Here is a 13,171-nt window from a genome sequence, read left to right as displayed (position 1 = left end):
TTGTTCCTCCTATTCTGTATATGGGTTTGTATAGATCGTACTACCATTGGTTTTGATCACTTCTTTGAACCATTCATACGATTTTTTCGGTACACGTTTCATATCTCGCAACTCATGGTTGCCACGATTGACATACACGAGTCCGTATCGTTTCTCCATATCACCTTGCGAGCTCAAAATGTCGATCAGCCCCCAACCAAGATACCCAAGACAGACCACTCCATCTTCCACCATCGCTTCAAACATCGCTCGAATATGCTCTTGATGATAGGCAATACGGTAATCATCTTGAATCGGTTCTTTGCCATCCCAATGCTCTCTGACACCAATCCCGTTTTCAATCGGAAACACTGGCAACCGGTACCGCTGATAGACTTTATTTAAGACATCACGGAAGCCGAGCGGATCAATTTGCCAATTCCATTCCGTCGTTTTAATATACGGATTGTCTTGTTTTCCAAAAGTCATGTACCGATTCGGCGGCGTTCCTTCAGGAATTTTTTCAGCATTCAAGGTAGAAGAAGCATAATAGCTAAAGGCAATGTAATCATTTTTCTGCGCTGCGATCGCTTCTAATTCCCCAGGTAAAATATTCATATTGAGTTGATGATTTTTCACGTATCGGTCTTGTGCTGCCGAATACTTGCCGTGCGCATAGCAATCTAATAAAGTAAAGTTCGCAAATTCATCAAACTCTCTTGCTGCTTTGATGTCTTGTGGACGACAAGTCGCTGGATACGCCTCAGAATACGCCAGCATGCCGCCGATCTTCGCATTTGTTGTTTCATGAAGATAATTACAGATTTCTGCATGGCAAACCATGACATTGTGGAAAATCTGATACAATTCTTCTGTCGTTTCTTCCCCTTCTAAATAACCGCTGATCTTAAAACCATGGTCTTGGTGAAAAAGATTTTGTTCGTTAAAGGTTAACCAATAATGGACTTTATCCGCAAAACGATCTACCATTTCTTTTCCAAAACGAATGAATGCGTCCTTCACTTCTTTGCTGATGAACCCGTTATAGGTTTTCGCCAGATGCAAAGGCATATCAAAATGGTACAAACAAATCATAGGCTCGATCCCTCGAGCTAACAGATCATCAATAAAACGATCGTAATAGGCGATCCCTTCTTCATTAAAGGCACCATCTCCATCGTGAACGACCCTTGACCAAGAAATTTGGAAACGATACATGTTCATCCCCAAATCTTGCATATAATCAAAATCTTCTGTATACGCATGATAGTTATCATTTGCTACATGCCAATCGCTAGCCTGTTCCGAAGCTTCCCGTATATCATAAACGGATAAGCTTTTACCGCCTTCATTCCAACCACCTTCTGTCTGCATACTGCTGACACTGTTTCCCCAGTAAAATTTTTTCATATTGATTCCTCCATCATTTGTATTCGCTTACAAAACCTATTATAATTAGGTGAAACAGGCATGTAAATTTTTCAAAAACATATGTAAAGCTTTTTCTATACATGTGAATTTCAGCGGATTCTTTAGTGATAGACCTTGTTTTTATCCCCTTCAAACAAAACTCAAGTCCATGAATTTCTTTACATAAGGAGTGATGACTATGACAAAATACAAAGAGATCGTTGATCAGTTGCGGACGGATATTTATGAAGGAGTTTTTCCTGCTTTATCAAAACTACCGGAACAAACGGCGTTAGCCAAACGATTTCAAACCTCGCGAATGACGATCCAAAAAGCGCTAAATCAACTGAAGCAAGAAGGCCTGATTTCCACCAAAAGAGGTCATGGCACCTATGTCAATTCAGCGACCTACCAAGGACAGATCAATGAGTATATCGGTCTAGTCAACCGATATGGCGGGCGGCATAAAGTGCAAAGTAAAATCATTAGTTTCAATGTACGTTTTCCAGAAGCCAACGAAATGGATTACTTGTCCTTGCGAGAAAACGAACCTGTTTATGATATCGTACGACTGCGCTATGTTGATAACGAACCCTTTGAATTGGAGTACACGATCATGCCCATCAAAACCATTCCCGATATTGATATGGCGATCCTTGAACACTCGATCTATCGATATATCACTGATTCCTTACATCTCAAAATAGGTCCCGCCATACGTAAAATCCGTGCCGACAAAGCAGATTCCTATGATATCAAATATTTAGAAGTCGATCCGAATGATCCGATCTTAGAATTGGAACAAGTTGCTCGTCTCTCCGACGGACGACCCTTCGAATTTTCGCAAACTCGTTATCCTTACCAAAATCGTGAGATTTACTATCTTTCTGAACCTTAATGGCAAAAAAACAAGTCTGAAGAAAACTCAGACTTGTTTTTATTGTCCAGGGAAGGTGAATTCGTTAAGATTCTCCGGTTTTTTTCGCCGTTCGCTCAGGGCTGACCCAAACGCCGCTGCCGTAGCCAAGGATGGTCTTGACGGCTGGAATAAAGGTAGTGACGATCGTTATGGCATTGATCATCCAGTAAAACAGCATGTAAAAAGGAGCAAAACGGAAATACTTCAGCTTGCTGCGGTTATCATCCGCCAGGAGGCTGGTAAATAGCTGCATCACCCCCGCAATCATCTCGAAACAAACGAAGAGAAAGGCCATCGTAAACATATGATAGATCCGTTCGTAATTCCCAGTTGCACCATAATAGATCAGATAGAAGACAAACAAGGCAGATGAAAGCCAGAAAAAGAATGACCATATGATACTTAATGTTTGATCGACAAACATAGCGGTTCGACCAATGTTTTCAAAAGGATGCAAAAAGACCTTTTTAAAGTTGGTCAGCCATACTTCTGTACCGCCCTTCGCCCAGCGTTTCCGTTGTCGGTAGAGCATCTTGAGTGTTTCTGGCACCTCCATGAAAAACATCACTCGTGAAGCAAATAAAGACAGCCAACCTCGGAATTGGTGGTCCCAGGCAATACTGATGTCTTCTGTGGCTCGATTTTGTCGAAACAGACCCACGTCCATCAATGCCGCGCGGCGATACATCGTATTGGCACCGCTATAGGCATAGATGACGCCGAAAACGGCTTGCTGGGTCCGTTTGATAATTCCTACGATACTTGAAAATTCAACGGTTTGTGATTTCCCTACGATCGTTGTGCGATTTTGAACATCCATATTCGCCGTAATGGCAGAGATATTGATGGAGTCTTGGCGGATGAAATAATTGACATATTTCCATAACGCATCAGGTTCAGGAACCGTATCTGCATCGTTGCTCAAGATCAATTCCCCTTTGGCAAACCCTACCCCAATATTAAAGGCATGGGCTTTTCCTTGGTTTTTTTCGATGCGCAACACTCTTAGATTTGGGTACTGTTCCATCAATCGGTCTAATATCACAGGAGTTTGATCCGTTGAGCCATCATCAGTCACCAACACCTCATAATTGCTGTAGTTCAGATTATTCATTAAATAATGAATCGTGTCTTCAATAACGATTTCTTCATTGTGAGCTGGTACCATAATCGTGATCATCGGCTCGATCACTTCGGGGATCGGTATCCACTCTAATTGTCGATAACGGAACAAAAAACGATTGCAGATCACCCCGATGAACCAAGCAAAGCCACCTAAAATTGGATACGTGAAGAGAATCATCAAAACGACTGTTAAAAATGTGTCCAACCACGGGAACCCAGTATCAAAATTGACAACCATCAGCCCACCCCATTTCTACGGAAAAGTTCTTGGATCTCTCTTTCTCCGATGTTTTGCTCCGGTGCAACCGCGTAGTATTTTGCCCCGTGGCGTTCTTCTTTCGTCCCGAAGCGTTCTTCGTAAAATGCTTCTAGCAACTCTTTGCGTTTTTCCAAAGCAGCTTCATCATGCATCGATTGCTTTTGCAGCAATCGTTTGAAGCGGCGGTTGTTTCTCAAAGTTAATAAAGTAAACGTAAGAACTAAAACCAAAAAAGAAATGCCTAAAAATAACGCTAGAAATTCGAAAGTGACTGCTTCTTCTAAATAGGTTCGAAAGGCGATCCGATCCGCCAGATTCGGCAGCGTCAACGGAATGGCCAGCCAGACAAAGGGAACCAAGACCATCAGCCAAGCAAGAATCGTCAAAATCGTTTGGCGGGTCTTTAAAGCGGAACGACCTTTTTGAAAATACGCATCGGTGACCAACCGTTCTTTGACTTCTTCCCGTGTCACTCGTTGTTTCATTTTACTCACTCCTTAAATTTTTTTTTATTTGCTGTGAAGAAAAAGAAGCAACAAAAGCAAGTCGTCTGGACCTGCTTCGTTCTTCTTCTGTTTGTCTCACTTAGATTTCTTGCCAACTTTCAACGCATTGAACAGCGTGTGAAATTGGCCTTTAAAGGACATCACTTGCTCAAACACATCTTCCCCATCATTCAGCATCTTGACAGTCACCCAGCCTAATGCTTCGGTAATACCGCTAGCCACACTGGCATTGATTGCAGCTCCAGCAACGGTGCCGACTGCTGGGACAAATTTCAAGATATTGCCAACGGCACTGCGACCAAAACTCACAACGACTAGCTCTTTCGAAATACTTTTCGCTAACCCTTCACGCCATGTTCGCCCAAAAATACGATACAAACGGGCCATCATTGTCATCTGAACTGGCACAAGTAACACTGCATCTGAAAAGGGAATCGGTGAACAGCCGATGATCGCCGCCGTCAAAGAAGCCGCATGGATCGTGCGGTGGGCTTTTTTCCGCGTTTCATCATCTACGCCAACCAAAAACTCCTCAAACACCTGATCAAATTGATCCTTGCTTTTCGCTAACACTTTTTCCGCCTGGGCTTTTGATCCGTCATAGCCTTTCATCACAAGGGCAGCCGATTTTTTCGGCATTCGCTTCATGACATCCGCAAAAAAAGAAGTAAACTCCGCTTCTTCTTGCAGCTCTTCTCTCGTTTGACTTTGCTCGACTTGAACGGACTGTTCCGTTAATAATTCATTTTCGTTTTGCTTCTTTTTGCGTTTTATCCATGGTTTTTTCAAAGAAATGTCTCCTTCTTTCGACTCGTTGTTCATTTAAAAATCAAAGTGAGCCATGATTTTGTTCCTCTTTCTATTTTAGCTCAGGTTTTTCAAGATAGCGAAAATGTAGCTTGAGAGAGCTTACACTTGCTGAAAAATGCAAATTTGCATCTTTAGATTATTTATTTATATTATCGTTTTTTTATGCTATGATACACAAAAGGAGTGGATCGAATGAAAAAGAAATTGAATTGGAAAGTCCTTTTTTATCTAGGCTTATTGACTTACTTTCTTTTAAGCGGGATCTTCGCATTCTTTGGAGTCGAAATACCGTTTCTTTATAAACGTTGATCTTCACATTTTCTCAGAACCATATCATTCAACTCTTTGCTCTATGTTGAGAGAATCCATCATTCTATCGTCCATTCAATCTAATCAGAAAAGGTGATTTTCTTGTCCATTTTATTTGATCTATTGCAGCTGCTTGCCGTTATCTGTATCGCGTATTTATTGTTCACAAAAAACCATTTCCTCAAACAATTAACTGCTGTTCAGAAAATGGTCTTTGCCGTTTTATGTATTTCGGTGATACTGCCGGCTCTCTACGAATTTATTACTGGTTTTGCGCAGGGATTTTGGGAACGGTTGTGATTGACGTTCCTTACAAAACTCGCTGCCTTTACAAGACAAATAGATAGCTTATATCTACCAATCCTTTCTCCTTTTATTCAAGCAATGAACCAATTCTTTGGTGCTTAGAATACTAAGAAGAAAGGTTTTTTGTCTTTTTCTGTGTTGAAGTATTTTTTGATCGCACAAAAAAAGAACCCCTCAAAAGAGGAGTTCTCAAGGCTTGCTTACATCATGCCGCCCATACCCATTGATGGGTCCATTGCAGGAGCTGCTGGCGCTGCTGGTTCTGGTTTGTCGGCAACGACTGCTTCAGTTGTTAACAATAATGCGGCAACAGAAGCTGCGTTTTGTAATGCAGAACGCGTCACTTTTGTTGGGTCAACGATCCCAGCTTCTAGCATGTTTACCCATTCGCCAGTTGCTGCATTGAAACCAACGCCTAAGTCAGCGTTTTTCAATTTGTCGATGATAACTGAACCTTCGTAGCCTGCATTTTCAGCAATTTGACGAACTGGTTCTTCTAAGGCACGTAAAACGATTTTGACACCTGTTGCTGCATCGCCATCTGTTTCGATTTCTGCAACTTTGTTGATGACATTCACTAAGGCAGTTCCCCCACCTGAGACCATGCCTTCTTCAACAGCGGCACGTGTTGCATTCAATGCATCTTCAATACGTAATTTCAATTCTTTCAATTCAGTTTCAGTTGGTGCCCCAACTTTGATCACTGCAACCCCACCAGCAAGTTTTGCTAAGCGTTCTTGTAGTTTTTCACGGTCAAAGTCAGAAGTTGTATCAGCGATTTGGTTTTTGATCAATTGAACGCGTGCGTCAATTGCTTCTTTTTCACCAGCACCTTCAACGATTGTTGTGTTGTCTTTATCCACAACCACTTTGCTTGCTTGACCTAAGTTATCGATGGTTGCATCTTTCAGCTCAAGACCTAAGTCTTCAGTGATCACTGTACCACCAGTTAAGATCGCAATGTCTTCTAGCATTGCTTTACGACGGTCACCAAATCCTGGTGCTTTCACTGCAACAACATTGAATGTTCCACGGATTTTGTTCAATACAAGTGTTGGTAATGCTTCGCCATCAACGTCATCAGCGATGATCAATAATGGTTTTGATTGTTGTAAGATTTGTTCTAACAATGGCAAGATATCTTGGATGTTAGAGATTTTTTTGTCAGTGATCAAGATGTATGGATTTTCTAACGCTGCTTCCATTTTATCGTTGTCAGTTACCATGTATTGTGATAAGTAACCACGATCAAATTGCATTCCTTCCACAACATCTAATTCTGTTTCGATCCCTTTTGATTCTTCAATAGTGATAACACCATCATTGCCGACTTTTTCCATTGCATCAGCGATGTATTGACCAACTTTTTCACTACCAGAAGAAACAGCACCAACTTGTGCGATTGCTTCTTTTGAGTCAACGATTGATGAAATGTTGTGTAGCTCTTCTACAGCCACTTTTGTTGCCATTTCGATCCCACGACGAATACCTAATGGGTTCGCACCAGCGGTGACATTTTTCAATCCTTCACGAACGATTGCTTGTGTCAATAACGTAGCAGTCGTTGTTCCGTCACCAGCGATATCGTTTGTTTTTGAAGCGACTTCAGAAACAAGTTTTGCGCCCATGTTTTCAAAATGATCTTCTAATTCGATTTCTTTAGCGATCGTTACACCGTCATTTGTGATCAATGGTGAACCGTAAGATTTTTCTAAAACCACGTTACGACCTTTAGGGCCTAAGGTTACTTTTACTGTATCTGCTAATTTATCTACCCCACGAAGCATTGCTGCGCGTGCGTCTTCTGCAAATTTGATTTCTTTTGCCATGATTTCATCACCTCAAGTATTTTTTATTTTTCTTATTCTACTACTGCAATGATATCTTTTGCAGCAACGATCAAATATTCTGTTCCTTCATATTTCACTTCTGTGCCAGCGTATTTTTCGAACATTACTTGTTCGCCAACGTTGACAGCAACAGGAGCTTTTTCACCGTTTTCGAGCGTGCGTCCTTCGCCGACTGCAATAACGGTACCCGTTTGTGGTTTTTCTTTTGCTGCTGATGCAAGCACGATTCCGCCTACAGTTTTTTCTTCTTCTTTTGCGACTTCGATAATCACACGATCACCTAATGGTCTTAACACGATAAATCCCTCCAATGAATGTTATAGAATTTAGCATTAGCACTCTCTTGTATCGAGTGCTAACTTACAGTTTCAATATTACTCATTTTCCCAAATTTTTGCAAGCCTTTTGCTAAATTTTTTTTGCATTTCTAATTGATTGATAAATATAGTAGGATTTTTTGTTTCTAGAAGCAACCTAGTCTATAATGAAGCAAAGGAGTGTGAGGAAACAACTATGTCTTTATCAAAATATTCTTTGTCCACGATTCTTACTTACGGCATCGTCTTTTTTCTACCGATCGCCTTCGTCCCTAGCGGACATCAAGTAGCAGCAACAACGATCGGTTACTTAGCTGGTGCAGCGATCATGTTTTTCTTGTATTTCAAACAAACAGAACCGCTATCGTTTGAACACAAAAAAACCAAAGTCTCAGCGATTCTTATTTACGGGCTAACCGGCATTGTCGCAGCGATTTTGTTGCAAAATCTAGCCATCTTTATCGAATCCTTTTTCGGAGAAGTCAGCGCTTCGCAAAATACCGAAAACATCATTGCCATCGTGGTGCAAAACCCACTCTTTGCTCTCGCAGCAATGGTCGGTGGGCCAATTATGGAGGAATTTGTCTTCCGCAGAGCCTTAGTTGGCATCATTGGGAAATACAGCAATGTTTGGGTTGGTGTAGTGGTCAGCGCCGTAGCCTTTGCCTTTGCCCACAATGACAATCATCTCTTAGTCTATATTTTCTTAGGACTGTTCTTTTCTGGGCTTTATGCTTTGACCGGCAGTATTTGGACTTCCATGATCACCCATGTGGGAATGAACACTTTAGTTATTATTATTCAGTTATTGCTTCATTACGGCTATATCCAAATGCCCTAAAGAAAAAACGCTACGCAGAAATTTTGCGTAACGTTTTTTTCTTTAGACCTTCGTGCCATTGGACGCAATCACTTGCTGATACCATGCAAATGAATCTTTCTTCTGACGAGCAAAGGTTCCATTTCCTTCATTGTCTTTGTCCACATAGATCACACCATAGCGTTTCTTCATTTCCCCTGTCCCCGCAGAAACCAAGTCAATGATGCCCCACGGTGTATAACCTAATAAGTCGACGCCATCATAAGCTACTGCTTCTTTCATCATTTCGATATGGGCTTTTAGGTAGTCAATACGGTAGTCATCGTGGATCTGTCCATCCTCTTCCACCGTATCCACCGCACCAAAGCCATTTTCTACAATGAAAAGCGGCAATTCGTAGCGTTCGTTAAACCAGTTCAGGGCATAGCGCAAGCCTACGGGATCAATCTGCCAGCCCCATTCAGAAGCATCGACATAAGGATTGTCCACCAGATCTTGGCTCTCATCATAGTCATAGGTTGGATCATTCTCCTTGCCTTTGATCGCAAAAGACATATAGTAGCTAAAACCAATGTAGTCAACACACCCTTTCGCCAAAGCTGCTTCATCTTCAGGGGTGATATCTAAATCAAATTGTTTTCTTTCAAAATAGCTGCGCATATAGCTCGGATAGTGCCCACGGGCATGAACATCTGAAAACCAATAGCGCCGTTGCATGGCCACCGTAGCTGCCATCATGTCTTTGGGATCGCAAGAATACGGATAGATTGGGCACATCGCGATCATCGATCCGATTTGAAACGCAGGATTGATTGCATGTCCTAGCGCCACCGCTTTTGCACTGGCAACGAGCTCGTAATGAGCTGCTTGGTACATGACTTTTTCTCGGTCTTCTCCTTCCGTAAAGAACAGACCAGAATTGGTAAATGGCGCAAAATCTTCTTTATAGTTTGCTTGATTATTGATTTCATTGAAGGTCATCCAATACTTCACTTTCTTTTGATAGCGCGTAAAACAAACTTCTGCAAAGCGGACAAACAAATCGATCAGCTTACGGTTACGCCAACCTCCGTATTCGGTCACTAAATGATAAGGCATTTCAAAGTGAGACAGGGTAATGACTGGCTCAATGCCATAGCGTAAACACTCATCGAATAATTGATCATAAAAGGCCAGGCCTTCCTCATTCGGCTCGCGCTCATCCCCCTTTGGAAAAATACGGGTCCAGGCAATCGATGTTCGGAAGCACTTCAACCCTAATTCGGCAAAAAGCTTGATGTCTTCAGGATACCGATGATAAAAATCGATCGCTTCATGATTGGGATAGCTTTCGCCCGGTTGGATCCCTTCCGTGATTCGGCGAGGAATTCCGTTGCCTCCGACAGTCATGACATCAGCGACACTCACGCCTTTTCCACCCGCACGATAGCCGCCTTCCAATTGGTGAGCAGCGACTGCGCCACCCCATAAAAAATCGCTTCTTAGTTTATTCATTTCTATTCAACCTGCTTCCTTGGTATTAAACAATCTCTGTTTCTTGTTTATAGTTCAAACTATCGACCTTACGAATGAAGGGATAGTAAATAAAGAAGCCGATTGCTAAAACAACAAATTGTAAGATAGCGGTCCGAATGCCACCTACTAGAAAACCTGAAATGATCGGCGGGGTCGTCCATGGAACTTGCACAGCAGTAAATAGCGGTACGATACCGGTATAAAGTGCAAAATACGTGATCACGCCTGAAACCATCGGTGTCAAAATAAATGGTAATACCATGATTGGGTTCATGACGATCGGTGTCGCAAAAATAATTGGTTCATTGATATTAAAGAATGCCGGGATCAAGGAAAGACGTCCTAATTGTTTGAACTGCGCCGAACGGGCAAAAGCCACCATGTATAGCACGATCCCAATCGTCATTCCTGCGCCAGTTACCGTCATAAATTGATCCAAAAACTGCTGGGTCACGATGTGTCCGCCATTTTCTAATGTCAATGCTTTACCAGATTCAAGAATAGCCGTATTGGCTAGTGAATTGGCTTGTAAAATTGGTCCCATGATCCCGCCCACGATCGTCGAACCGTGAACCCCAAAGAACCACAAGAATGGCACTAAGAAGCCTAGCATCATTGCACCACCAAGGGAATCCGTCACCCCTTGCATTGGACTTTGAATCACGGTGTAGATCCATTCGACCACGGTTGTTTGAAAAACTTTATCAAAGAAAATATAAATGCCTAATGCGATGGTCGTCAAAACAGCGGCTGGAATCAATGCTGTAAATGAGTTTGCGACATTGGTGGGTACTTGCTCTGGCAGTTTGATTCGGATGTCGCGTTTCAAGAACCACGTATAGCCCCAACCCACAAAAAGTCCCACTAAGATGGCACTGATCATTCCTTGTCCACCGGTCCACGTCTTATCAATGACATTTGCGATGGTCACATTTGCTTCAGCATCCGTCACACTTGACTCCATAGTTAATAAGAAAATAACTAAACCAATCATTCCTGCAGGGAGTCCTTCGTAACCTTCTGCTTTTACATATGAATAGGCGATGCCCATTACGGCGAAAAAGGCCATAATTGCAAAAGAGGCGCCATAGGCTTGGTTGAAGTATTCACCTAAGCCGCTATTCGTTACCCAATCCGCAATCGACTGGACGGGAAAGTTTGCTAATAGCAGGAAAATCGATCCTACGATTGAAAAGGGCATCGTATAGAGCATACCGTTTCTTAATGCAGTGATTGCTTTCGTATTGACAAATTTTAATATTGGAGGTAATAATTTCTCATTGATCCATTCGTTCATCTCACATCACTCCTAAAATAAAATTCCATCCACTGGCCAGTGAATTCGCTTACAAATAAATCTTAATGGATAATATTCCCCTTGCCTATAGCTTTTCTAAGTTATGAAACATGTTCCAACAAAAAAAACAGCCGAAGCTGTTTTTTTACGATCACTTAGATTTGCTTGTAGACTTGATGGGCTAAAAGTTCGATCAGTGTAATCACTGGGACTTGCGTCGTCAGGTTCAAATCGACTTCTTTTCCCCCACTGACGACGGGCATATAGTAGGAAATATTGTAATCTGCCATTTGGGCGATCGTCGATTTTTCATCATTGGTGATGCTGAGTACTTTTGCCCCATACCGTTTGAAGTCCTCCGTTTGCTTGATCATTTGAATGGTTTCCCCCGAAACTGATAAAATGATCGCTAACGTATTTTCCATCCCACGAGGCGGTACTGGCAAAAAGGGATCGACGATGCTATAGGCATTGATGCCTAAATTAGCAAAATAGCGGCTGCCATAGGTGCCAAGAATGCCACTTGTGCCGATACCTGAAAACGCCACATGGCGTGCGGAAAGAATCAGTTCTACCGCTGGCTGGATAAACTTACGGTAATCTTCATTATTGACTTTTTTTAAGAATGTATTGACTTGGATCGTTGCATCATAGAAAAGATCAAACGCTCGTGCATCTTGTTCCTTTTTTTGACAGATCGCATACTTTAACTCTGAATACCCGCGATAGCCTAATTTCGTGATACATCGTAAAATCGTCGAGGTCGAGACATGGCATGCAGCTGACAATTCGCGGATCGTCAGTTGATCGATCTCTTCAAAATGCTGGACAATGTACTTATAAACAGCCATTTCAAGCTCGTTCAGACGCTTGATTTTTTCTTCATCAAACATACCTGCTGCCTCCACCCGACAATTTTATCCTTTGTTGATCGATTAGATTGCAAATAATTCCGTCGCTTTGTCAGGATCGGTATCATAGACTTCAAATGTTTCTCCAACACCTAGATCATGTTCTTTCATGGTGTTGACCATCGTTAAGTGCGCCAACTCTTTCAAGTTGTTTTCTTTACTTAAATGACCAAGATAGACCCGTTTGGTATTGTCGGTCAAGATATCCGTCATGACCAGAGCGCCATCTTCATTCGATAAGTGACCACGATCTCCAAGAATTCGCTGTTTGAGGCTCCATGGGTAAGGGCCCATTCGCAGCATTTCAAGGTCATGGTTGCTTTCCACAAGGTACGCATCGGCACCTTTGATAATGCCTCGTACATGATCGCTGCAATAACCGGTATCCGTCAACATCACGAATGATTTGCCGTCTTTATGGAAACGATAAAATTGCGGCGCTGCAGCATCGTGAGAGACGCCAAAGCTTTCAATGTCCAAGTCACCCAAGGTCAGCACTTTTCCCATTTCAAAGATATGTTTTTGTTCGACAGCGACGTTACCGATCATTGGATCCATCGCTTGCCATGTTTTTGTATTCGCATAGACATCAAGTTTGTATTTTCGCGCCAGTACTCCGACACCGTGGATATGATCTCGATGTTCGTGGGTCACAAGAATGGCGTCCAAATCTTCTGGTTTACGCCCTACTTCATCCAATAATGAAGTGATCTTCTTGCCGCTCAAACCGGCATCCACTAAGATCCGCTTTTTATTGCTTTCGATATAGAGCGAATTTCCTGAGCTTCCGCTGGCTAGAATACTTACTTGAAAGGCATTTTCCTTCATCATGGTTTAC

At 42.2% G+C, this 13,171-nt stretch carries 12 protein-coding genes; 2 read left to right on the top strand and 10 right to left on the bottom strand.

All coding sequences use genetic code 11. From position 1 onward, the window contains the following. Positions 1-9: 9 nt before the first annotated feature. Entirely contained in the window at positions 10-1,389 is a 1,380-nt protein-coding gene (locus IGI73_RS03585; RefSeq protein ID WP_074932468.1) for a glycoside hydrolase family 1 protein, read from the bottom strand. 199 nt (positions 1,390-1,588) lie between these two features. Here IGI73_RS03585 and IGI73_RS03580 point away from each other — a divergent pair, with 199 nt between their 5' ends. Further along, entirely contained in the window at positions 1,589-2,287 is a 699-nt protein-coding gene (locus tag IGI73_RS03580) for a GntR family transcriptional regulator (RefSeq protein WP_034858220.1), read from the top strand. 64 nt (positions 2,288-2,351) lie between these two features. Here the strand turns inward: IGI73_RS03580 and IGI73_RS03575 are convergent, their stop codons facing one another. From IGI73_RS03575 to groES, 5 genes are all read right to left on the bottom strand, one after another. After that, positions 2,352-3,671, bottom strand: a complete 1,320-nt coding sequence (locus IGI73_RS03575) for a glycosyltransferase family 2 protein (protein ID WP_428207294.1) — start codon at positions 3,669-3,671, stop codon at positions 2,352-2,354. Beyond that, on the bottom strand, positions 3,671-4,177 hold the full coding sequence (locus tag IGI73_RS03570) for a hypothetical protein (RefSeq protein WP_151196073.1): 507 nt from the start codon (positions 4,175-4,177) through the stop codon (positions 3,671-3,673). The genes IGI73_RS03575 and IGI73_RS03570 overlap by 1 nt, the downstream gene beginning before the upstream one ends. Before the next feature lie 96 nt (positions 4,178-4,273). Next, entirely contained in the window at positions 4,274-5,020 is a 747-nt protein-coding gene (locus IGI73_RS03565) for a YcjF family protein (protein ID WP_005225303.1), read from the bottom strand. An 803-nt stretch (positions 5,021-5,823) separates the two neighbouring features. Beyond that, positions 5,824-7,452 carry a chaperonin GroEL gene (gene groL / locus IGI73_RS03560; RefSeq protein WP_005237384.1) on the bottom strand — a complete coding sequence of 543 codons (1,629 nt, stop codon included), beginning with the start codon at positions 7,450-7,452 and terminating at the stop codon, positions 5,824-5,826. Between the two features lie 32 nt (positions 7,453-7,484). Continuing rightward, positions 7,485-7,769, bottom strand: a complete 285-nt coding sequence (gene groES, locus IGI73_RS03555; protein ID WP_005225291.1) for a co-chaperone GroES — start codon at positions 7,767-7,769, stop codon at positions 7,485-7,487. A gap of 217 nt (positions 7,770-7,986) precedes the next feature. Between groES and IGI73_RS03550 the strand changes: the two genes are divergently transcribed. Next, positions 7,987-8,631 (top strand): CPBP family intramembrane glutamic endopeptidase, encoded by a 645-nt coding sequence (locus IGI73_RS03550; protein ID WP_005225290.1) that lies wholly within the window; start codon positions 7,987-7,989, stop codon positions 8,629-8,631. 42 nt (positions 8,632-8,673) lie between these two features. Here the strand turns inward: IGI73_RS03550 and IGI73_RS03545 are convergent, their stop codons facing one another. The 4 genes from IGI73_RS03545 to IGI73_RS03530 all read right to left on the bottom strand — a co-directional run bounded on the left by IGI73_RS03545 (position 8,674) and on the right by IGI73_RS03530 (position 13,164). Further along, a complete protein-coding gene (locus IGI73_RS03545) occupies positions 8,674-10,104 on the bottom strand; it encodes a 6-phospho-beta-glucosidase (RefSeq protein ID WP_151196076.1) in 1,431 nt (476 codons plus the stop codon). Positions 10,105-10,129: 25 nt separating this feature from the next. Continuing rightward, positions 10,130-11,422 carry a PTS sugar transporter subunit IIC gene (locus tag IGI73_RS03540; RefSeq protein ID WP_005225288.1) on the bottom strand — a complete coding sequence of 431 codons (1,293 nt, stop codon included), beginning with the start codon at positions 11,420-11,422 and terminating at the stop codon, positions 10,130-10,132. Between the two features lie 155 nt (positions 11,423-11,577). After that, on the bottom strand, positions 11,578-12,315 hold the full coding sequence (locus tag IGI73_RS03535) for a MurR/RpiR family transcriptional regulator (protein WP_010747610.1): 738 nt from the start codon (positions 12,313-12,315) through the stop codon (positions 11,578-11,580). Between the two features lie 42 nt (positions 12,316-12,357). Further along, positions 12,358-13,164: an MBL fold metallo-hydrolase gene (locus tag IGI73_RS03530; RefSeq protein ID WP_005231151.1), complete on the bottom strand. Its 807-nt coding sequence runs from the start codon at positions 13,162-13,164 to the stop codon at positions 12,358-12,360. Positions 13,165-13,171 lie beyond the last annotated feature (7 nt).

The sequence above is a fragment of the Enterococcus sp. DIV0755f genome, from assembly GCF_051713725.1.
Lineage (GTDB): Bacteria > Bacillota > Bacilli > Lactobacillales > Enterococcaceae > Enterococcus_D > Enterococcus_D casseliflavus.
Note: the sequence above shows the minus strand (reverse complement) of the source record. Positions and strands in the feature narration are given on the sequence as shown.

Coding starts and splice junctions, on each gene's coding strand:
- IGI73_RS03585 (WP_074932468.1), bottom strand. CDS start 1,389: ATGAAAAAATTTTACTGGGGAAACAGTGTCAGCAGTATGCAGACAGAA.
- IGI73_RS03580 (WP_034858220.1), top strand. CDS start 1,589: ATGACAAAATACAAAGAGATCGTTGATCAGTTGCGGACGGATATTTAT.
- IGI73_RS03575 (WP_428207294.1), bottom strand. CDS start 3,671: ATGGTTGTCAATTTTGATACTGGGTTCCCGTGGTTGGACACATTTTTA.
- IGI73_RS03570 (WP_151196073.1), bottom strand. CDS start 4,177: ATGAAACAACGAGTGACACGGGAAGAAGTCAAAGAACGGTTGGTCACC.
- IGI73_RS03565 (WP_005225303.1), bottom strand. CDS start 5,020: ATGAACAACGAGTCGAAAGAAGGAGACATTTCTTTGAAAAAACCATGG.
- groL (WP_005237384.1), bottom strand. CDS start 7,452: ATGGCAAAAGAAATCAAATTTGCAGAAGACGCACGCGCAGCAATGCTT.
- IGI73_RS03550 (WP_005225290.1), top strand. CDS start 7,987: ATGTCTTTATCAAAATATTCTTTGTCCACGATTCTTACTTACGGCATC.
- IGI73_RS03545 (WP_151196076.1), bottom strand. CDS start 10,104: ATGAATAAACTAAGAAGCGATTTTTTATGGGGTGGCGCAGTCGCTGCT.
- IGI73_RS03540 (WP_005225288.1), bottom strand. CDS start 11,422: ATGAACGAATGGATCAATGAGAAATTATTACCTCCAATATTAAAATTT.
- IGI73_RS03535 (WP_010747610.1), bottom strand. CDS start 12,315: ATGTTTGATGAAGAAAAAATCAAGCGTCTGAACGAGCTTGAAATGGCT.
- IGI73_RS03530 (WP_005231151.1), bottom strand. CDS start 13,164: ATGATGAAGGAAAATGCCTTTCAAGTAAGTATTCTAGCCAGCGGAAGC.